The following is a 19,648-nucleotide window of genomic DNA, read 5'->3' on the forward strand; positions in this document are numbered from 1 at the left end:
GCGGGTCACAGCTGCTTGGATGATGTTGCAAGCGCGTAATGTACTATACATTACACAAATTCAACCAGACATCCGCCTGGTGCAAGAGAGTCCGCGACCGATACGCGGCCATGGGAATGAAGTGAATACGATTCCAGACGATACGGCGCCGCGCGCGCTGACCAGCCGCGGCGAGGCGCGCCGCGAGCGCCTGCTCGAAGCCGCAACCCAGTCACTGCTGGAGCACGGCTACGCGCAAACTTCCATCCAGCGCATCGTGCGCCAGGCGGGCGGGTCGGCGGCCACCGCCTACCAGCTATTCGGCAACAAGGAAGGCCTGCTGGTTGCGGTGCTGGAGCACGAATTGAACGGCATGCGCGCGGCGGTCTTCGCCGACGCCATGCTGGACCAGCCCGTCGGTCCCGCTCTGCATGAACTTGCGCGACGCCTGCTGACCTACGCCCTGCAGCCCAAATCGGCTGCGCTCTACCGCCTGATCGTGTCGGAATCGCATCGCCTGCCGCACCTGGCCGAATCCCTGCGGCAGGCGGTGGAAGTGCAACTGCACGCGCCCCTGGAACAATGCCTGACACGCGCTTGCGCGCGCGGCGAATTGCGCATCGACGATCCGCGCCTGGCAGCGCGTACCCTGGGCAACCTGATCAACGGCATCGCCTCGCACGCGCGGCTGACCGGCGGCCGCGCCGACGGCCCCGACGCAGACCATCTGGCCACCTGCCGCTACGGGGTGGATACCCTGTTGCGCGCCTTCCGCGCGTAATCGCCGCGCCACTCGCCCCACCCAGCCCGCGCCAGCATCAGCGCCGGCCAGAGCATGCAGGCCGCAGCCAGCCATAGATTGGCCCGCAGCCCCAATGCGTCCACGCTGGGCACGCCCAGCAGCGAACCTGCCGCGATGCCCAGGTTGAACACCGCGACGAACAGCGATGTGGCGGCTTCCACGGCATCCGGCGCGGCCTTCATCATCCAGGTTTGCAGCGACACCGACACCGCGCCATAAGCCAGGCCCCACAGCAAGAGCAAGACCGCGACGGCCGGGCGCAACTGCCCCAGCATGCCCAGCAGCAGCAAGACCATCAGCAGGCTGACCGCGATCATCAGCAGCGTCGCGGCCGGCCGCCTGGCGGCCGCAGTCCCGCCCAGGAAGTTGCCCGCCACACCCGCCGCGCCGTAGGCGAAAAGCAGCGGTCCGATCCAGTTCTCTCCGAACGCCGCGTGGATCTGCAGCAGCGGACGGACGAAGGTGTAGGCCATGAAATGGCCCGCGACGAGGAACAGCGTGATCAGGAGACCCCGCCGCAGGCCCGGATTGGCCAGCTGCGACACCAGTTGGCGCGGACGCAGCGAACGCGCGGTGGGCAACGGCGGCAGGCTCAGCAGATTCAGCAGCAGCACGGCGGCGCACAGCGCGGCCATGGCGCCGAAGGCCGCGCGCCAGCCAGCCAGCTCGCCGATGAAGGCGCCCAGCGGTACGCCCAGCACGGACGCCACCGCGACCCCGCCGAAGATGACGGAAGTGGCCAGTCCCACCGAGCCCGCCCCGACCAGCCTGCCCGCCAATCCACCCGCGATCGCCCAGATGCCGCCGATGCAAAAGCCCACCAGCACCCGCGCCGCCAGGAACCACGCCATGCTGGGCGCCCAGGCGCTGGCCGCGTTGGCGCAGGCCAGCAGCGCCAGCAAACCGCAAAGGATCACGCGGCGGTCCGCCCCCTTCGCGCCGATGACGACCAGCGGCGCGAACAGCGCCGCCAGGATGGCCGGCACGAACAGCATGAAGCCGCCCATGCCCACCGAAACGTCGAGCGCAGCGGTAATGGGCACGAACAGCCCCACCGGCAGCATTTCGGTGGTGACCACGCAGAAGGTCGCCAGGCCGACGGCGATCACGCCCAGCCACGCACGCCAGCCAGCGCGCTCAGGCATGGGTTCGGTAAACGAAGCGCCAGCGATGGCGTGGTCTTCAGGGGAAATGCCGCGAGTCATGGTCAAAGGTTCCAGGCAAGGCCCAGGCCGGGCCGACTCCTGGGCAGTCTACTGTTTCCATTTCGCTGATAAAGTAGGAAAACCAATAAACACAAGGGACGAATCGTGCGCAATTCATCCTACCTAGCCGCCCGTCTGGACCACATCGGCGATCTGCTCGCGTTCGTGCGCGTGGCCGACACCCAGAGCTTTACCGCCGCGGCCGAAAAGCTGGGCCTGTCGCGTTCGGCCGTCGGCAAGTGCATCGCGCGCCTGGAACTGGGCCTGGGCGCGCGGCTGCTCCACCGCAGCACGCGCAGCGTCAGCCTCAGCGACGAAGGCCGCGTCTTCTACGAACATGCGCAGCGCATCCTGTCCGAAGTGGACAACGCCACCGACGCCATGGCCAGCCGCAAGCAGGCGCCGCGGGGCCGGCTGCGCATCGACCTGCCGGTATCGCTGGGACGGCTGCACATCATGCCGCTGCTGCGCGACTACCTGCGCGATTGGCCCGAAGTCGAGGCGGACGTCAGCTTTTCCGACGACTACATCGACCTGGTGCGTGACGGCGTGGACGTCGCCATCCGCATCGGCGGCGAAACCGACAGCCGGCTGGTGCGCCGGGTGCTGGCGCCGCATCGCCTGATCACCTGCGCCGCGCCCGGCTACCTGGCCCGCCACGGCGCGCCAGCCAGCCCGGATGACCTTGCTGGCCATCGCACCCTGGCCTACACCCATGCCGGCGCACTGGTGCCCTGGCGCTTTGCCGTCAACGGACAGGAACGCAGTGTTCATGTCACTGGACGGCTGAGGCTGGGCAACACGGAAGCGCTGCGCGACGCCGCGCTGGCGGGCGAAGGCATCGTCCAATTAGGCGCCTTCCTGGTGGGCGAGGATCTGCGCGCCGGCCGGTTGGCGCCGGTACTGGAATCGGTAGCGCCGGCCGGCGCGCCGGTGTGCGCGGTCTATCCGCACCGGCGCCACCTGGCGCCCAAGGTGCGCGTCCTGATCGATGCCATCGCCGACAGATGGCGCGGCGGCGCGCCCTGGACCAGCGACGCCGCGCCGCCGCGGCCATAGGCGCGCGCCCGATCCACTATGATTGCCGGCATTGCCCCGCCGGGCGCAATACCGGACACCCAGGGACGCTGCCAGGCATGCCCTTGCCTGCGCCCCGCCATTTCCCCCGGAGTTTTACTTGAGCGACATCTACCAATTCAGCCGCGGCACGGCGCCGCTGCTGATCTCCATTCCCCATCTGGGCAGCATGATCCCCGACTCGCAGCGCGCGCAGATGACGCCGCTGGGCCTGCAGTCGGGCGACACCGACTGGCACCTGGACACGCTGTACAGGTTCGCCGAGGCGCTGGGCGCGTCCGTCATCGGCGCGCGCTATTCGCGCTACGTGGTGGACCTGAACCGCCCGCCCAACGATGAAAGCCTGTATCCCGGCCAGACCAAGACCGGCCTGTGCCCGACCCAGACCTTCCGCGGCGACGCCCTCTACCGCAACGAGGCCGTCCTGACCGACGCGGAACGCGAACACCGGCTGCAGACCTACTGGAAGCCCTACCACGCCAAGCTGTGCGAGGAGATCGACCGCATCAAGGCCGAGCACGGCACCGTACTGCTGTGGGAAGCGCACTCAATCGCCAGCGTGCTGCCGCGCCTGTTCGAAGGCAAGCTGCCCGACCTGAACATCGGCACCGCCGACGGCGCGGCCTGCGCGCCCGACATCCTGGCGCCCGTCGAAGAGCGGCTGCGCGAAAACACCGCCTACACCTGGGCGGTGAACGGCCGCTTCAAGGGCGGCTACATCACGCGCCACTACGGCAAGCCCGCCGACAACGTCCACGCCATCCAGCTGGAAATGTGCCAGTCCGCCTACATGGACGAAACGCATCCCTACGCCTATCGCCCCGACCTGGCGGGCAAGGTCATCCCGCTGGTCGAAAGCATGGTGCAGTCGGCGCTGAAACAGACCGAAGCGCGCCAGCGCTGACCGCAAGCCGGTCCCCACCCCGAACCGCCCCAGGCGCTTGCCGCCTCGGGGCGGTTTTTTTTGTCTCGGCGCTCGGGTATTCCCCAATTTTTCACATCACAATCCAAAACGTAGTATCTCAACCGCGCTACGTAAAACATTACGAGCCATAACGAAAAATACGCGGAGACAGAAAATGAAGACATGGAGTCACGCCGCCTGCGGCGCGCTGGCGCTGTGCGCCCTGTATGCGACAGGGGCGCGCGCCGCCGATCCCGACACGTTCAAGATCGGCGGCGTGGTCTCGCTGTCGGGGACCTACGGCATCTTTGGCGAAGACATGCGCAAGGGCGTCACCATCGCCATCGAGCAGCGCGGCGGCAAGGTGCTGGGCAAGCCCATCCAGGTCACCTGGGAAGACGATGAAACCAAGCCGCAGCCCGCGGTGCAGAAAACCACCCGCCTGATCTCCGATGGATCGCAGATGATCTTCGGCGCGGTCAGCTCGGCCAGCACGCTGGCCATCATGAACATCGCCAAGCAGCGCAAGATTCCCCATCTGGTCACCATGTCGGCCGACGACAAGATCACGGTGCCGGGCGGCTCGCGCTATACCTTCCGCACCTCCAACACGCTGGGCATGGAGCAGCGCATGGCGCTGGCCTACTCCAAGGAGCAGAAGCTCAAGCGCATCTACGGCGTGACGGCCGACTACCAGGCCACGCGCGACAGCTGGGACTGGTACCGGCGCGAAGCCGAGAAGGCCGGCATCGAGATCGTGGGCGCCGATTTCCCGCCGCTGGGCAATCGCGACTATTCCTCCATCGCCGACAAGATCGCGCGCTCCAACGCCGACGGCGTGGCGCTGTTCATGACGGGCTCGGACGCCGTCACCATGGTCAAGCAGGCCGGCCAGATCGAACTGGGCAAGACGCGCAAGATCTTCGGCCCGGTGATCGCCGACGAGACCATGGCGGCCGGCGTCGGCCCCACCGCGGTCGGCGTGCAGTCCGGCGTGAGATATCACTTCACCGTCGAGAACGACGCCAACAAGGCATTCGTCGAGGCTTTCCGCAAGAAATACAACGAGTTCCCCTCGGCCGCCGCTGGCGAAGCCTACGACGGCATGAGCTGGTGGCTGGACGTGGTCGACAAGACCGGCACCTGGGACAAGGAAAAGTGGGTCGAGGCGTTTGCCGCCAGCGAGCGCACCAACTCCGTGGAAGGCAAGAAAACCATGCGCGCCTGCGACCACCAGGCCATGCAGAACGGCCTGTGGGGCGTGGTGGACACGGGCAAGCCGCCGCAGCCCGCCTACGTCATGGACATCGTCAAGGTGTTCCCGCCGGATCAGGTTTTCGAACCCTGCGCGGGCTGAAGCCGCCGAGTGACGCACCCGCCGGTCCTCGTGGACCGGTTTTCCCCCCGGCGCGCCCCTGCGCGCCGCCTGACGGATTTTTGCCATGTCCACCGTGATCATCGGCCTGAGCCTGGGAATGCTGCTGTTCCTGCTGGCGTCCGGCCTTACGCTTATCTTCGGCATGCTGGGCGTCATCAACTTCGCCCATGGCGCGCTGTACATGCTGGGCGCCTACCTGGCCTTCGACATCCAGCTGCGCACCGGTTCCTTCATCGCCGGGCTGGTCGTGGCAACGGTGGGCGTCGGCCTCGTCGGCGTGGCGATGGAACGGCTGGCCCTGCGACCGCTGTACAACCGCCCGCACTTCTATCAACTGATCCTGACCTTCGGCTTCATCCTCGTCATCAGCGAGGCCGTGAAGTTCGTCTGGGGCCTGGGCTACCAGGAAACGCCGATGCCGGCGCTGCTGGCGGGCACGGTCGAACTGGCCGGCAGCACCATCCCCGTCTACCGCCTGTTCGTCATCGTCTTCGGCCTGCTGGTGTCGGCCGCGCTGTTCTTCGTGCTGGAGAAAAGCACCTTCGGCATGCTGGTGCGCGCGGCCAGCAGCGACGGCGAAATGGTGCGCATCCTGGGCCTGCCGGCCGCCACCATCCGCAGCGCGGTGTTCGGCGTGGGCGCGGCGCTGGCCGGGCTGGCCGGCGCCATCTCCGCGCCGTTGTTCCCGATAGAGCTGGGCATGGCCACCAACACCATCATCGACTGCTTCATCGTGGTGATCCTGGGCGGGCTGGGCAATATCCGCGGCGTGGTCGCGGCGTCGCTGTTGATCGGCATGGTGCGTGCGGTGGGCTACACCTTCATGCCCAGCTGGGTCGACATCCTGACGTTCGCCATGCTGATCGCCACCCTGCTCACCCGTCCGCAAGGACTGTTCTCCCGCCAAGCGAGGCTGGCATGACGACTTCCCGCCAAGATGCCGCCATCGCGGCAGGCGTGGCCGCCGCGGTGATCGCGGTGCCCTTCTGCACGCAAAACGACTTTCTCCTGAACCTGACCATCCTGATCATGGTGTGGTCCATCTTCGCCGTGGGTTTCGACCTGGTGTTCGGCCTGCTGGGCATGGTGTCCTTCGGCCACGCGGCCTTCCTGGGCACCGGCGGCTACGCGCTGGCGCTGGCCACCCAGCGCTACGGCCTGCCGTTCGAGGCCGGGCTGGCGCTGGCCGTCGTGGCGGGCGCGGCCTGCGCCTGGATCTTCAGCGTGTTCGCGCTGCGGGTCTCGGGGATCTTCTTCGCCCTGGTCACGCTGGCGCTGTCGCAGCTCATGTACATCCTGGCCGACAGCAAGTTGCGCGAATGGACCGGCGGCGCCGACGGCCTGCCCGGCATCGGCCGGCCGGAACTCGCGGGGATAGACTTCTTCGATACCGTGAACTTCTATTGGTATGTCGCCGCCGTGTTCGCCCTGGTGATGGCGCTGATGGCGATGCTGCGCGCTTCGCCATTCGGCCGCGCGGTCGCGGGCGTGCGCCAGAACGAGATCCGCTCCGCCCAGCTAGGCTACAACGTGCAGCGCCTGAAACAGATCACCTTCCTCGTGTCCGGCGCGATCGGCGGCCTGGCGGGCGGACTGCTGGCCGCGGTGCTGATGTACATGAACCCGCAGATGCTGCACTGGACCACCTCCGGCGACGTCATCATCATGACCCTGCTGGGCGGCGCCGGCACCCTGTGGGGGCCGGTGGCCGGCGTGCTGCTGTTCGAGGCGCTGAAGGAATGGCTCAGCGGCTGGACGCCCTATTGGTACGGCATCCTGGGCCTGGTCTTCATCCTGGCCACGCTGTACTTCCCGCAAGGAGTGCTGGGCGCGCTGCAGGCCCGCTGGAGCCGCAAGCGCCCCGCGGCGCCCGCCCCCGCCAGTCCACCCGCGCCCGCCGTGCCGCTGGCGCCGCGCGAAGGGAGCCCGTCATGAGCGATATCGCACTGCAATGCGCACAGGTCAGCGTCACCTTCGGCGCGCTGCGCGCCATCGAGGACTTCAGCTACGCCTTCGAAACCGGCCGCGTCTACGGCCTGATCGGCCCCAATGGCGCGGGCAAGACCACCCTGCTCAACGTGCTGTCCGGCAACCTGCCCGGACATGGCGGGCGCATCCTGTGCCACGGCGCGGACATCTCGCGCCTGCGGGCCCATGAGCGCGCCAGGCATGGCATCGGCCGCAGCTTCCAGATCACCAAGATCTTTCCTGAAATGACGGTGCTGGAGAACCTGCGCATCGCCGCGCAGATCAGCCACTCGCATCTGCTGCCGTTCTGGCTGGCGCCGCGCTACGACCGCCGCCTGGCGTCCACCATCGACGCCATGCTGGAACTGACCGACCTGACGGCATGGCGCGACACCGTGGCGGGTACCTTGTCTTACGGCTTGCAGCGCGCGCTGGAGCTGGGCCTGACGCTGCTGCCGGACCCGCGCATCCTGCTGCTGGACGAACCGCTGGCCGGCGTCGGCCACCATGAGATAGCCGCCGCCACCCGCCTGATCCGCCACGCCGCCGACGGCCGCACGGTGCTGCTGATCGAACACAACATGGACGTGATCATGACGCTGTCCGAACACATCGTGGTGCTGTCCAACGGCCGCAAGGTGGCCGAGGGACCGCCGGCCGCCATCCGCGACGACGCCACCGTGCGCGCCGTCTATCTGGGCGAGGAGGTGGCGGCATGATCGAACTGCAACATGCCAGCGTGCACTACGGCCAGGCGCTGGCGCTCAAGAACATAGGCGTGCGCGCGGCCCAGGACGAGATCGTCGCCATCGTCGGGCGCAACGGCGCTGGCAAGTCCACCGTGCTCAAGACGCTGATCGGGCTGCTGCCGCTGTCCGCCGGCAACCGCCTGATCGCCGGCCAGGACGCCACGCGCCGCGCCGTCGAACAGATCAGCCGCGACGGGATCGCGCTGGTGCCCGACACGCGCCGCATCTTCCCCAACCTGACGGTGCGCGAAAACCTGCGCATGGGCGCACTGGCGCACCAGCCCGGCTACTGGACGCAGGACCGGGTGCTGCAGGTCTTTCCGCGGCTGGGCGAACGCATAGGCTTCCATGGCGACCAGCTATCCGGCGGCGAACAGCAGATGCTGTCGATCGCGCGCGCCCTGCTGGGCAATCCGCGCGTCCTGCTGCTGGACGAGCCGACCGAGGGGCTGGCGCCGCGCATCGTCAACGAACTGATCGAGGTCTTCGCCGAAGTCCACCGTCAGGGCACCGGCATCGTGCTGGTCGAGCAGAACCTGAAGGTGCCTGCCCGCCTGGCGCACCGCCAGTACGTGCTGGACCACGGCGAAATCGCCTGGAGCGGATCGGCCGCGGAAGTCCAGGCCGACCGCCACATCATCGAATCCATCCTCACCACGGGCATCCAAGCATGAGCAACGACACCACCTACATCGCGGGCGTGGGTATCACCCGCTTCGACAAGCAGCCGGCCAAAAGCGTCAAGGACCTGGTGCGCGACGCGGTCACGCAGGCGCTGGCCGACGCGGGTTGCGACGCCGCCGACCTGCAGGCGGCCTATTTCGCCACCGCTGGCCAGGGTTCCATCGAAGGCCAATACATGGTGGCCGGCCAGGTTGCGCTGAAGGCCATGGGCATCGCCGGCATCCCCGTCGTCAACGTGGAGAATGCCTGCGCCAGCTCCAGCACCGCGTTGAACGCCGCGCACTTGTACGTAGCCTCGGGCGCGGGCGACATCTGCCTGGCCGTGGGCGTGGACAAGCTGTTTTCCGAGGACAAGGCCAAGAGCTTCGCCGTGTTCGACGGCGCCTGGGACGTGCATGACGCGCCGGCGCAGATGGCGCGCCTGATGGCGCTGGCTCCCGACGTGACGCCCCCGCCCGGCTTCGAAGAGCCGGGCAAACGCAGCGTGTTCATGGACATCTACGCCAGCCTGGCGCGGCTGCACATGAAGACCTTCGGCACCACCCAGCGCCAGCTTGCCGCCGTGGCCGCCAAGAACCACATGCATTCCACCCGCAATCCGCTGGCCCAGTTCCAGTACCCCATGACGATAGACGAGGCCCTGGCCGCCCGGCCCGTGTCCTGGCCGCTGACCCTGCCCATGTGCGCCCCCATCAGCGACGGCGCGGCCGCCGCCATCGTCTGCAACGCCCAGGGCTTGAAGCGCCTGCAACGCGCCCGCGCCGTGCGCTTGTACGCCAGCGTGCTGCGCACCGCCACCGACCGCCCGGCCGACCGCTACGACCGGCACCTGTGCCATCTGGCCGCGCTCGAGGCCTACGAGCGCGCCGGCGTCGGCCCGCAGGACATGTCGCTGGCGGAAGTGCACGACGCCACCGCCTTCGCCGAGATCCAGCAGACCGAGGCGCTGGGCTTCTGCGCCTTCGGCGAAGGCGGACCGATGGCCGAGTCCGGCGCCACCAGCCTGGGCGGCCGCATCCCCATCAACGTGTCCGGCGGCCTGTTGTCGCGCGGCCACCCCATCGGCGCGACCGGGCTGGCGCAAGTCCACGAAATGGTGATCCAGCTGCGCGGCGAAGCCGGCGCTCGCCAGGTCGAAGGCGCGCGCTTCGCCATCGCCGAGAACGGCGGCGGCTTCAACGGCGTGGAAGAGGCGGTGACCTGCATCACCCTGCTTGGCCGCTGATCCGCGCCCCCCATCAACCCAGAGACCGCCATGCATCTCAGCTCTCTCTTTCACCGCAGCGCCACTATTTACGCCGATCAGCCCGCGCTGGCCGCCGGCACCCGCGATCCCCTCAGCTACGCCCAGCTTCAGGCCCGGGTGCAGGCGCTGGCCGGCTGGCTGCGCGGCCCGCTGGGCCTTTTGCCCGGCCAGCGCGTCATGCTGGCGCTGCGCAACCACCCCAGCTACATCGAATCGATGCTGGCCATCTGGCACGCCGGCCTCTGCGCCGTGCCGGTCAACGCCAAACTGCATCCCAACGAACTCGAATACATCCTGCGCGACAGCGATGCGCGCCTGTGCCTGTCGCAAGGCGAATTGCTGCAGGCGCTGGCGCCCGTCGCCCGCAGCTTGCCAGCGACGCGCGTGGTGGACGTGGAGTCGGCAGAATACGCGGCCGGCGCCCTGGGCCAGCCCTTGCCCCTGGAAACGCGTCCGCCCCAGGACCTGGCCTGGCTGTTCTATACCAGCGGCACTACCGGCAAGCCCAAGGGCGTCATGCTCAGCCATGCCAACCTGGTCGGCATGTGCCTGAACTTCTATGCCGACGTGCAGCCGGTACAGCCCGGCGACGCCATGGTCCACGTGGCGCCGCTGTCGCACGGCGGCGGCCTCTACAGCATTCCGTACTGGCTGCACGGCGCCTTGCAGATCGTGCCCGACAGCGGCGGCCTGGACGAAGAAGAACTGTCCGGGCTGCTGACGCACTACCGCAACGTCAGCCTGTTCGCCTCCCCCACCATCGTGCAGCGCATGGTGCGCCACGCCCGTCAGGCAGGCGGCCCGCCGCCCGGCCTGCGCACGCTGATCGTGGGCGGCGCGCCGTTCTACATCGAAGACATCAAGGACGCGGTGGCCTGCTACGGCGCGCGCGTGGCGCAGATCTACGGACAGGGTGAAAGCCCCATGTCGATATCGGCCTTGTCCGCCGTCCAGATCGCCGACGCCGTGGCCCGCAACGATGACGCGCTGCTGGGCTCGGTGGGGTACATCCAGTCGGCCATGGACGTCGAAATCCGCGAGGCCTCCGGCCGGCCGGCAGCCCCTGGCGAATTGGGCGAAGTCGTCGTCAGCGGGCCGACCGTAATGCAGGGCTACTGGAACAATCCGCGCGCCACCGCCGACACGCTGGCTGGCGGCTGGCTCCATACGGGCGATATCGGCATCCTGGACGAACGCGGCCTGCTGCACCTGAAGGACCGCTCCAAGGACGTCATCATCAGCGGCGGCACCAACATCTATCCGCGCGAAGTGGAAGAGGCGCTGATGCGCCACGATGCCGTGCAGGAGGTCTCGGTGGTCGGCAGCCCCGACCCCGAATGGGGCGAGTCGGTGCTGGCCTTCGTGGTGCTCAAGCCCGGCGCCCGGGCCTCCGAGCAGGATCTGGACCGGCTCTGCCTGGAATCCATCGCGCGCTTCAAGCGCCCCAAGCGCTACGTCTTTCTGGAGGAGCTGCCCAAGAACAGCACCGGCAAAGTGTTAAAACGCGAACTCCAACAACGCGCGCTTCCGACTCCATGACCCAAGCTTTCCCCCTCTTTGGCCGCACCGCTGTCAGCCAGACCGAAAAGGCCTATTGCGCCCTGGAGGAAATGATCGTCACCGGCGAACTGCCGCCTGGCAGCCAGTGGTCGGAAACCACCCTGAGCGAACGCGTCGGCATCGGCCGCTCGCCGGTGCGCGACGCCCTGCAGAAGCTGGCGTTCCAACGCCTGGTGGAAATCGCCCCGCGCCAGGGCATCTTCATCTCCGAGATCGACTACCAGGGCCAGTTGAAGATCATTCAGGCGCGCCGCGAGATCGAACGGCTGATCGTGGCCCAGGCCGCGCAGTGGGCCGACGACGGCGAACGCGCCGAATTGGCGCAACTGGCCCGTGAACTCGAAGACCTGAAGGCCGTCAACGACATGCGCATGTACATGCGCCTGCATTTCACCCTGACCAGCCAGATCGGCGCCGCCTCGCGCAACAGCTACGCGGCCGAGTTCCACGCCATGCTGCAGACGCTGGCGCGGCGTTTCCTGTACTTCCACCAGAAGCGCCATCCGGACCTGGTGCAGATCTGCGAGCTGCACATCCAGCAGATCAACGCCATCGTGGAGGGATCGGTGGAGCGCGCCATCGCCACGGCGGAGGCGCGCAACGACTATGCCGAGAACCTGGCGCGCAACATCCTGATGGAGCTGATCGTCACCTCGGCGGTCACCATCAGCAAGCCGCCGCGAGGCCGCAGCGGCGCGGACTGACGCCCGGGCGCGGTCTCAGCGCCCCGCGTCCGCCAGGTTCTGCCAGGCGCCGGTGCTGCGCCCCTCTTCCGCCAGGAACTCCACCAGCGTCGGCAAGGCGGCGTCCATCGGCCGGTTGGCCTGGATCCGCATCACGTAGCCCCAGGAGCCCGGCATGCGCAGGTGCGGCACCAGGGGCACCAGCCGGCCGCTGGCCAGTTCCTCGTCAATCAGCGGCGCGCGGCCCAGCGCGATGCCGACCCCGGCAGCCGCGGCTGCGGCGACCGTGCTCAGGCCGCTCAGCACCATGGGTTCCTGCCAGTCGGATTCGGCCAGGCCCAGCCGCGGACTCCAGGTTCGCCAGTCGGTCTCCGGGCTGTCGACGTGCTTTTCCTCCAGCCAGCGATGGCGCAGGAACACGCCAGGATCGCCGCGCTCGGCCGGATCGACCAGCGACGGACTGCACACGGGCACCACGGTTTCGGTCATCAACGGGATGTCGCCGGGCTCGGCGATATGCGGCCCCATGGCGCGCACGTGCAGGAACGCCAGGTCGATGTCCTGGCTTTTCCAGGCCGGGTCCTGGCTGGCGTGCAGGTACACCTGGATGTCGATGCCGGGATGCAGCTCGATGAAGCGTCCGATGCGCGGGGCCAGCCACATGGCGGCCAGCGACGGGTTGGCGGAAACGTTCAGGGTATTGCGCCGTTTGCCCCGGGCGGAGGCCCGCACGTTGCGGCAGGCGGTCTCCAGCAGGGTCAAGGCCTGTTGCACGGATGCCAACAGGTCCGCGCCCGCCGCGGTGGTTTCTGCGCGGCGCACCGTGCCTCCGCGGCGCAGCAGCGCCACCCCCAGGTCCGCCTCCAGCGCCCGCAGTTGATGGCTGACGGCGCTCTTGGTCACGTGAAGTTCGGCGGCGGCGCGGCTCAGGCTGCCCAGGCGGGCTACGGCCTCGAAGGCGCGCAGGGCCGCCAGCGGCGGCGTGTGGTTGGGAAGATCGGCCATGGGTCAAGTCTAGCTCAACCCTAGATTGAAAAACTATCGCTATCGCCGGGTCGCGGGATCGGGGACCATGCAAGCACTGAAAGGAGTTTGCTATGTATTTCGATTCGCGCCTTTGGCAGTTGACGGCGGGCTTGCGCGCCAGCATGGCGGGCGGCATTTTCCTGGGCCTGCTGGCCCTGGCCGCCGGCATCGCCCGTTACGTGTTCCTGGGCCAGTTGCTGGCCCGCGTATTCGATGGCGCACCGTCGCAGGACTGGCTCGCGCCGGCGCTGTGGGCCGCCGCCATGGTGCTGCTGCGCGCCTTCCTGGACCATTGGCGCACCGTGCAGGCCAACCGCTGCGCCGCCACCGTGCAGCATGCGCTGCGCGCCCGGCTTTATGACCGCATCGTGAGCCTGGGCCCCGCCTGGTTCGCCAACCAGCGCACGGGCGGCGTGATGCTGACGGTGGTCGACGGAGTCGAGCAGTTGCAAGCCTTCTTCGGCCAGTACCTGCCGCAAGTCGCGATCGCCGCCGCAGCGCCCTTCGCCATCTTCGCCGTGATCGCGTTCTGGGACGTGCCCACCGCGCTGGTGTTCCTGGCGGCGGCGCTGTTCGCGCTGTTCGGCCCCATGGCCGTGCACATGCTGGACCGCCGCGCCAGCCTGGCCCGCAGCAAGTCCCTGAACGATTTCGGCGAGGACTTCCTGGACGCCGTGCAGGGCCTGCCCACGCTGAAGTCCTATGGCCAGGGCAAGGCCTGGGGCCAGCGGCTGGCCGCCCGCGCCCGCAGCCTGTCCGACAACACCTTCTGGGTACTTTCCGTCAGCCTCTTGACGCGCGGCATCAGCGACCTGGGCGTGGCCCTGGGCGCGGCGCTGGCGCTGACGCTGGGCGCCTGGCGAGTGGCTCACGGCGACATGAGCGTGGAAGCCCTGCTGATCGTGCTGATGGCCGGCACCGAGATCTTCCGCCCGCTGCGCGACCTGCGCTCGGTACTGCACCGGGGCATGCTGGGCCAGTCGGCCGCCGCCAGCATCCATGCGCTGACGGATGCGCAGCCGCTGACACCCGCCCCCGCCGCCGGCGGCAAGACCCCGGGCTGGCTCGCGCCCACCATCGAATTCGACAACGTGGCGTTTTCCTACACCCCCGAGCGCCGCGCCCACCAGGGCTTGAGCTTCCGGATCGCCGCGGGCGAACGCGTTGGCGTGGTCGGCCCCAGCGGCGCCGGCAAGTCGACCATCGTGCGCCTGCTGCTGCGCGAATGCCTGCCCCAATCCGGCAGCATCCGCATCGGCGGCCATGACGTGAACGAACTGGATACGCAGGCGCTGCTGTCGCACATCGCGCTGGTAAGCCAGGACATCACGCTGTTCCATGGCACCATCGACGACAACCTGCGGCTGGGCCGCCCCGACGCCACCCACGAACAGGTGCGCGCCGCCGCCCGCGCCGCCAATATCGACGACTTCATCATGGCGCTGCCCGAGGGCTACGCCACCCGCATCGGCGAGCGCGGCCTGCAGTTGTCCGGCGGCCAGCGCCAGCGCGTGGCGATCGCCCGCGCGCTGTTGCGCGACGCGCCCATCCTGATCCTGGATGAGGCGCTGTCGTCGGTGGATACGGAAAACGAAGCGCTGATCCAGCAGGCGCTGGACCGCCTGATGGCCGGCCGCACGACCTTGATCCTGGCCCACCGCCTGGCCAGCGTCATCGGCGCCGACCGCTGCCTGGTGCTGGACCAGGGCCGGGTCGCGGAGGAAGGACCGCACGCAGAACTGATGCGGCAAAACGGCCTGTACTACCGCCTGATGCACGAACAGGCGGCCGCGCACCGCAATCCGTCGGCGGGATCGCCTGCCTCCGCCGCTGCCGTCCCCGCGGAAACGACCGACCGCAACGCCTCCGGCGAAGAATCCGGCGCGCAAGGCCCGGCCCTGCGCTCGCTGGACGCAGACGCGGTCCAGGTCGGCTGGCGCGCCACGCTCGGCACCCTGCTCTCGGTGGTCCGGCCGTGGCGCGGCACGCTGACCGCCACGATCCTGCTGGGCGTGGCGCGGGTCGCGGCCTACATCGGCGTGGGCGTGTTCAGCGCGCTGATCGTCGCCGCCATCCGCGACGGCCGCGACTACTCGGCCCTGATAGCGGGCCTGCTGGTCGCCGCGCCGCTGGCCGCGCTGTTCCACTGGCTCGAATCCTGGCTGGCCCACGCCATGGCGTACCAGCTGCTGGCCGACATGCGGGTCAAGCTCTACGACAAGCTGGAGCGCCTGGCCCCGGCCTACCTGTTGCAGCGCCGTTCCGGCGACCTGGTGGCGCTGGCCACCCAGGACGTGGAAATGGTCGAGTACTTCTACGCCCACACCATCGCCCCCGCCATCGTCTCGGTGCTGGTGCCGCTGTCGGTGCTGGGTTTCCTGGGCGTCTACAGCTGGCCGGTGGCGCTGGCGCTGCTGCCCTTCCTGGCCTATGCGCTGGTATCGCCGGTGCGCGGCCGCCGCAAGGTCGACGCGCTGGGCGACAAGGCGCGCGAGGCGCTGGGCGAGATGAGCGCCCACACCACCGACACCATCCAGGGCCTGGCCGACCTGACCGCCTTCCAGGCCACCGGCCGCCGCCGCGATGAATTCCTGCGGGTGGCGGACCATTACCGCACGCGCCGCCTGGACATCCTGGATGACCTGTCGCGCCAGACCGCGGGCTTTGAAATCGCGATGGGCCTGGGTGGCCTGGCGGTGGCCGTCGTGGGCGCGCTACAGGTATCAGCCGGCGCGCTGTCGGCCGGCATGCTGCCTCTGCTGGTGCTGATCGCCCTGGCGACCTTCCTGCCAGTCTCCGAGATCTCGCAGGTCAGCCGGCAATTGGCGGACACCATCGCCGCCACCCGCCGCCTGCACGTGGTCGCCAACGAGCCCGAACCCGTGACCGACGGACCGCTGCCGGCGCCCGTCTCCGCCCACGGCCTGTCGCTGGCCTTCGACCACGTGAGCTTCGCTTATCCAGGCAAGACCGCGGACACCTTGCGCGACCTGAGCTTCAAGGTGCCGGCCGGCGCCACCGTGGCGGTGGTGGGCGCATCGGGCGCGGGCAAGAGCACCGTGGCCAGCCTGCTGCTGCGCTTCTGGGATCCGCGCGCGGGACAGGTCAAGCTCGATGGCGTGGACCTGCGGGAACTGCAGCTGGACGGCCTGCGCGAACGCGTGGCGCTGGTGACGCAGGACACCTATCTGTTCAACGATACGCTGGAAGGCAACATCCGCCTGGCCCGCCCCGAAGCCAGCCCCGAGGACTTGGCGCGCGCGCTGGAGCAGGCCGCGCTGGCGGACTTCGTGCGCGCGCTGCCGGACGGTCTGGCGACGCGCGTGGGCGAACGCGGCATGCAGCTATCCGGCGGCCAGCGCCAGCGCATCTCGATTGCCCGCGCCTTCCTGAAGAACGCGCCAGTGCTGATCCTGGACGAAGCCACCTCGCACCTGGACACCTTGTCGGAAATGCAGGTGCGCGGCGCGCTGGACGTGCTGATGCGCCATCGGACCACGCTGGTCATCGCGCACCGCCTGTCGACGATACGCGATGCCGACCTGATCCTGGTGCTGGATCGCGGCACGCTGGCGGAGGCCGGCACGCACGACCAGTTGCTCAGACGGCAAGGGGTCTATGCGCGCCTGGCCAGCCACCAGGGCGGCTACGCCGTCAATAGCGCAACGTCTCTACCGACTTAGCGTTGGCGCGCACTTCCGCATCCGTGAACCAGACCCGCTTGTTGCCGAAGCTGGTGTACAGGTCGAACTGGTCGCGGATGTGGGGCGACGGCGTGCCGTCCGGGGCGACAAAACCGCTTTGCCCCGGCGCCACCACGTCCACCGCGCGCACGCCTTTGCCATCGAACACCGTCATGTTGTTCTCGGTGCCGCGGTTCTGCGTGGCCGGAAAGCTCAGCACCGCCTTGTCATCCGCCTGCGGCACGCCCAGGAAATTCTTGGGCGCGAACACCATGGGCGGCGCGGGTATGCGCCAGCTTGCCGGATCCTGGCCATAGGCCTTCTGCAAGGCCGCCAGCGCATCGTCCAGCGCGGCCAGGCTCACGTCCCGCGGCCGCTGGCCATTGAAGAAGTCGTACTTCTGCGGCACGCCCGAATCGCGGCCGGCCAGCGCATTGAACAGCGCCTTCACCCCCACCGTCAGGTTGACCGAACCCGTGGCGGGCGCCGCCTGCGTCGGATAGCCGGTGGCGCTGTACCACTTGAAGAAGTCCGCGGGCATCTCGTCGGCCAGCGTGCGCTTGAGCATGGCGCGCAGCCAGGCGTCCATCACGGCAGGTCCCGCGTTGTCGTAGTAGCCGGCCTGCTTGTCGCTGGTGGCCATGCCGTCCCAGGACGCCAGCCCCGCAACCAGCCCGGCCCGCGCATCGTCCGCCGGCAAGCCCTGCACCGCCTGCTGCAGATACGGCAGGAAGTGGCGGCGGTTGACGTCGGCATAGCTGGTGGTGCGGATCAGGTCCCACATCTGCTGCGCGCTGACCTTGCCGCCGTTGGCCGTCATGGCTTTCAGGCGGGTCTCGATCTCGGCGTAGCGGTCGGCCTGGCCCCACACGATGGCGAACAGGTCGGTGGACGGATAACCGCGCATGGGCTGGTTGTTCCAGTTGGCGATGAAGCCCTGGCGCGGGTTGTAGACCTGCGGATTGGTCGAGAACGGCAGCATGCCGTCCCAGTCCATCTCGCCCGTGCCCGGCACGGGCAGGCGCGGATCATGGCCCGGACGACGCTTGGGATAGAAGCCCGTGTGCGCGTAGCCGATGTTGCCCTTGTCGTCGGCGTAGTACCAGTTGATGGTCAGCGCGTGGCGCGCCGCCTGCTGCTTCCACTGGTCCCAGTTGCGCGACTGCGCCTTGTGGGTCCAGGCCATCAGCGATTGCAGCTCATAGCCTTCCCAGGCGCGCGCCTTGGCATAGGCCACGTGCTGCTTGTCGTCGAACTTGGTGACGATGCCGTGCACCGTGCGGTACACGTCCATCACCACCGGCTGCCCATCCTTGACCTCGATGAGCTCGGTGCGCTTTTCCATCGTCTTCCAGACGCCGTCGTGGAAGTAGCGGGTGCGGTCGTTCGGGTCGAGCTTTTCGGCGTAGATGTCCACGTCGTCGCCAAAGCCCGCGGTCGAGCCCCAGGTCACGTGCGCATTGTGGCCGAACAGGATGCTGGGATAGGCGAACGGCGTGTTGCCCACCACGTCGAAACCCGCGCCGTGCAGGCCGATGCCGTAGGTGTAGGCGGGATTCCACCAGCCGAACTGCGGCCCGTTCAGCAGGATGGAACGAGCGTCCTTGGCGTGGTCGCGGCCCACGATCCACATGTTGCTGGTGGTCGGAAAACCGGCGATGCCCGGCTGCCCCGATTCCGCGAACTGCGCCAGCAGGCGCGCCGACGCGGCCGCGGGCGTCTCATCCAGCACGCCGCGCGTCTGCGGATCGCGCGCCACGCGTTCCAGCATGGGCGGCGTGCCGTCGTAGCGCGGCAGCGCATAGGACAGCCTGGCGGACGGCTTGGCGCCATCGGGCCGGTACACGCCCTCTTCCTCGGGCACGGTGGTGGGCGCGCGGCTGTCGGTCATCCAGCGCAGCTGGTTGAAGATCTGCATGGCGCGCTCGTCGCCATGCTGGTCCTTCAGGGCAGTCAGCAGCGCCAGGTTGTCGATCTCGCTGTTGGCATCGGAAAAACGATTGGCCATGGTGCCCACGAACACCATCGCCACGTCATAGGCCGTCCAGTCCGCGGGCTGGAAACGCAGATCGTTGAATTCCTTGGGCATCAGGCTGCCGGGCTCGGCCCGCACCCGCGCGATCCAGGCGTTCATGCCGGCCGCATAGCCGTCCAGGATCTGCCGCTCGGATGCGGGCAGCGCGGCCAATTGGCGCTGGATGCGCTCGGGCGAGAAATTGCCGCGGATGGATTTGTCGAACGCCACCATGGGCTGGCCCAGCACCTCGGCCACGCGGCCCTGGGTACTGCGCCGCGCCATTTCCATCTGGAACAGGCGGTCCTGCGCCACCGCATAGCCGTAGCCATAGAAAATGCCGTACACGGTGTTGGCGTACACATGGGGCATGCCATAGCCGTCGCGCCGGATCGTGACCTGGCCGCTGGCCGCGCCGGCCGGACGCAACGCGGCCTCGGACTGCTTCTGAGCGTGCTGCTGGACTTCCTGGGCATGGGCTTGGGCGCCCATGGCCGCGCAGGCCGCCAGGATGGCGGCCGACAACAAGTGCTGCTTCATTCGAATCTGTCTCCGTATTTGACGAGCCGCGCCGCGGTGCGAGTCCCGGGCACGGTTTGCGGCGCCTCTGCGGGCGCCGTCTGCGGACCATGATACGAACAGCCTATCTATAATTCCAATGCATTTATTTCATAGTATTTATGCGGCTTG

At 68.3% G+C, this 19,648-nt stretch carries 15 protein-coding genes; 12 read left to right on the forward strand and 3 right to left on the reverse strand.

The window, feature by feature from the left end:
* Positions 1 to 121: 121 nt before the first annotated feature.
* Positions 122 to 760, forward strand: a complete 639-nt coding sequence (locus HV766_RS28425; RefSeq protein WP_054456539.1) for a TetR/AcrR family transcriptional regulator — start codon at positions 122 to 124, stop codon at positions 758 to 760.
* Here the strand turns inward: HV766_RS28425 and HV766_RS28430 are convergent.
* Complete coding sequence (locus HV766_RS28430) at positions 721 to 1,986, reverse strand: MFS transporter (protein WP_175162588.1); 1,266 nt, start codon at positions 1,984 to 1,986, stop codon at positions 721 to 723. The genes HV766_RS28425 and HV766_RS28430 overlap by 40 nt on opposite strands.
* A 105-nt stretch (positions 1,987 to 2,091) precedes the next feature.
* Here HV766_RS28430 and HV766_RS28435 point away from each other — a divergent pair, with 105 nt between their 5' ends.
* From HV766_RS28435 to HV766_RS28480, 10 genes are all read left to right on the forward strand, one after another.
* Positions 2,092 to 3,045 carry a LysR family transcriptional regulator gene (locus HV766_RS28435; protein ID WP_175182257.1) on the forward strand — a complete coding sequence of 318 codons (954 nt, stop codon included), beginning with the start codon at positions 2,092 to 2,094 and terminating at the stop codon, positions 3,043 to 3,045.
* Between the two features lie 118 nt (positions 3,046 to 3,163).
* Positions 3,164 to 3,967, forward strand: a complete 804-nt coding sequence (gene hutG, locus HV766_RS28440) for an N-formylglutamate deformylase (RefSeq protein ID WP_175182258.1) — start codon at positions 3,164 to 3,166, stop codon at positions 3,965 to 3,967.
* A gap of 175 nt (positions 3,968 to 4,142) precedes the next feature.
* Positions 4,143 to 5,324 carry an ABC transporter substrate-binding protein gene (locus HV766_RS28445; protein WP_054456536.1) on the forward strand — a complete coding sequence of 394 codons (1,182 nt, stop codon included), beginning with the start codon at positions 4,143 to 4,145 and terminating at the stop codon, positions 5,322 to 5,324.
* An 85-nt stretch (positions 5,325 to 5,409) separates the two neighbouring features.
* On the forward strand, positions 5,410 to 6,267 hold the full coding sequence (locus HV766_RS28450) for a branched-chain amino acid ABC transporter permease (protein WP_054456535.1): 858 nt from the start codon (positions 5,410 to 5,412) through the stop codon (positions 6,265 to 6,267).
* Positions 6,264 to 7,280, forward strand: a complete 1,017-nt coding sequence (locus HV766_RS28455) for a branched-chain amino acid ABC transporter permease (protein WP_175182259.1) — start codon at positions 6,264 to 6,266, stop codon at positions 7,278 to 7,280. The genes HV766_RS28450 and HV766_RS28455 overlap by 4 nt, the downstream gene beginning before the upstream one ends.
* Complete coding sequence (locus HV766_RS28460) at positions 7,277 to 8,032, forward strand: ABC transporter ATP-binding protein (protein WP_175182260.1); 756 nt, start codon at positions 7,277 to 7,279, stop codon at positions 8,030 to 8,032. The genes HV766_RS28455 and HV766_RS28460 overlap by 4 nt, the downstream gene beginning before the upstream one ends.
* Complete coding sequence (locus tag HV766_RS28465; RefSeq protein ID WP_125472646.1) at positions 8,029 to 8,736, forward strand: ABC transporter ATP-binding protein; 708 nt, start codon at positions 8,029 to 8,031, stop codon at positions 8,734 to 8,736. Before HV766_RS28460 ends, HV766_RS28465 begins: the two co-directional genes overlap by 4 nt.
* Positions 8,733 to 9,971 (forward strand): thiolase family protein, encoded by a 1,239-nt coding sequence (locus tag HV766_RS28470; protein ID WP_054456531.1) that lies wholly within the window; start codon positions 8,733 to 8,735, stop codon positions 9,969 to 9,971. The genes HV766_RS28465 and HV766_RS28470 overlap by 4 nt, the downstream gene beginning before the upstream one ends.
* 30 nt (positions 9,972 to 10,001) lie before the next feature.
* Positions 10,002 to 11,531: an AMP-binding protein gene (locus tag HV766_RS28475; protein ID WP_119449391.1), complete on the forward strand. Its 1,530-nt coding sequence runs from the start codon at positions 10,002 to 10,004 to the stop codon at positions 11,529 to 11,531.
* A complete protein-coding gene (locus tag HV766_RS28480; RefSeq protein WP_054456529.1) occupies positions 11,528 to 12,256 on the forward strand; it encodes a GntR family transcriptional regulator in 729 nt (242 codons plus the stop codon). The genes HV766_RS28475 and HV766_RS28480 overlap by 4 nt, the downstream gene beginning before the upstream one ends.
* Positions 12,257 to 12,271: 15 nt before the next feature.
* On the opposite strand, the gene HV766_RS28485 is transcribed toward HV766_RS28480, so the two are convergent.
* Entirely contained in the window at positions 12,272 to 13,240 is a 969-nt protein-coding gene (locus tag HV766_RS28485; RefSeq protein WP_054456528.1) for a LysR substrate-binding domain-containing protein, read from the reverse strand.
* A 92-nt stretch (positions 13,241 to 13,332) separates the two neighbouring features.
* On the opposite strand from HV766_RS28485, the gene HV766_RS28490 reads away from it, so the two are divergent.
* Positions 13,333 to 16,944: an ABC transporter ATP-binding protein/permease gene (locus HV766_RS28490; RefSeq protein WP_175182261.1), complete on the forward strand. Its 3,612-nt coding sequence runs from the start codon at positions 13,333 to 13,335 to the stop codon at positions 16,942 to 16,944.
* Here the strand turns inward: HV766_RS28490 and HV766_RS28495 are convergent.
* Positions 16,916 to 19,498: a penicillin G acylase gene (locus HV766_RS28495; RefSeq protein ID WP_175182262.1), complete on the reverse strand. Its 2,583-nt coding sequence runs from the start codon at positions 19,496 to 19,498 to the stop codon at positions 16,916 to 16,918. The two genes, HV766_RS28490 and HV766_RS28495, sit on opposite strands and share 29 nt — an antisense overlap.
* Positions 19,499 to 19,648 lie beyond the last annotated feature (150 nt).

Origin of the sequence: Achromobacter aegrifaciens, from assembly GCF_902859735.1 — a bacterium.
GTDB classification, from domain to species: domain Bacteria; phylum Pseudomonadota; class Gammaproteobacteria; order Burkholderiales; family Burkholderiaceae_B; genus Achromobacter; species Achromobacter aegrifaciens.

What these genes read in the sequence shown, in the direction of transcription:
- HV766_RS28430 (WP_175162588.1), bottom strand. Translation starts at nt 1,986, where the DNA reads ATGACTCGCGGCATTTCCCCTGAAGACCACGCCATCGCTGGCGCTTCG.
- HV766_RS28445 (WP_054456536.1), top strand. Translation starts at nt 4,143, where the DNA reads ATGAAGACATGGAGTCACGCCGCCTGCGGCGCGCTGGCGCTGTGCGCC.
- HV766_RS28450 (WP_054456535.1), top strand. Translation starts at nt 5,410, where the DNA reads ATGTCCACCGTGATCATCGGCCTGAGCCTGGGAATGCTGCTGTTCCTG.
- HV766_RS28455 (WP_175182259.1), top strand. Translation starts at nt 6,264, where the DNA reads ATGACGACTTCCCGCCAAGATGCCGCCATCGCGGCAGGCGTGGCCGCC.
- HV766_RS28460 (WP_175182260.1), top strand. Translation starts at nt 7,277, where the DNA reads ATGAGCGATATCGCACTGCAATGCGCACAGGTCAGCGTCACCTTCGGC.
- HV766_RS28465 (WP_125472646.1), top strand. Translation starts at nt 8,029, where the DNA reads ATGATCGAACTGCAACATGCCAGCGTGCACTACGGCCAGGCGCTGGCG.
- HV766_RS28470 (WP_054456531.1), top strand. Translation starts at nt 8,733, where the DNA reads ATGAGCAACGACACCACCTACATCGCGGGCGTGGGTATCACCCGCTTC.
- HV766_RS28475 (WP_119449391.1), top strand. Translation starts at nt 10,002, where the DNA reads ATGCATCTCAGCTCTCTCTTTCACCGCAGCGCCACTATTTACGCCGAT.
- HV766_RS28480 (WP_054456529.1), top strand. Translation starts at nt 11,528, where the DNA reads ATGACCCAAGCTTTCCCCCTCTTTGGCCGCACCGCTGTCAGCCAGACC.
- HV766_RS28485 (WP_054456528.1), bottom strand. Translation starts at nt 13,240, where the DNA reads ATGGCCGATCTTCCCAACCACACGCCGCCGCTGGCGGCCCTGCGCGCC.
- HV766_RS28490 (WP_175182261.1), top strand. Translation starts at nt 13,333, where the DNA reads ATGTATTTCGATTCGCGCCTTTGGCAGTTGACGGCGGGCTTGCGCGCC.
- HV766_RS28495 (WP_175182262.1), bottom strand. Translation starts at nt 19,498, where the DNA reads ATGAAGCAGCACTTGTTGTCGGCCGCCATCCTGGCGGCCTGCGCGGCC.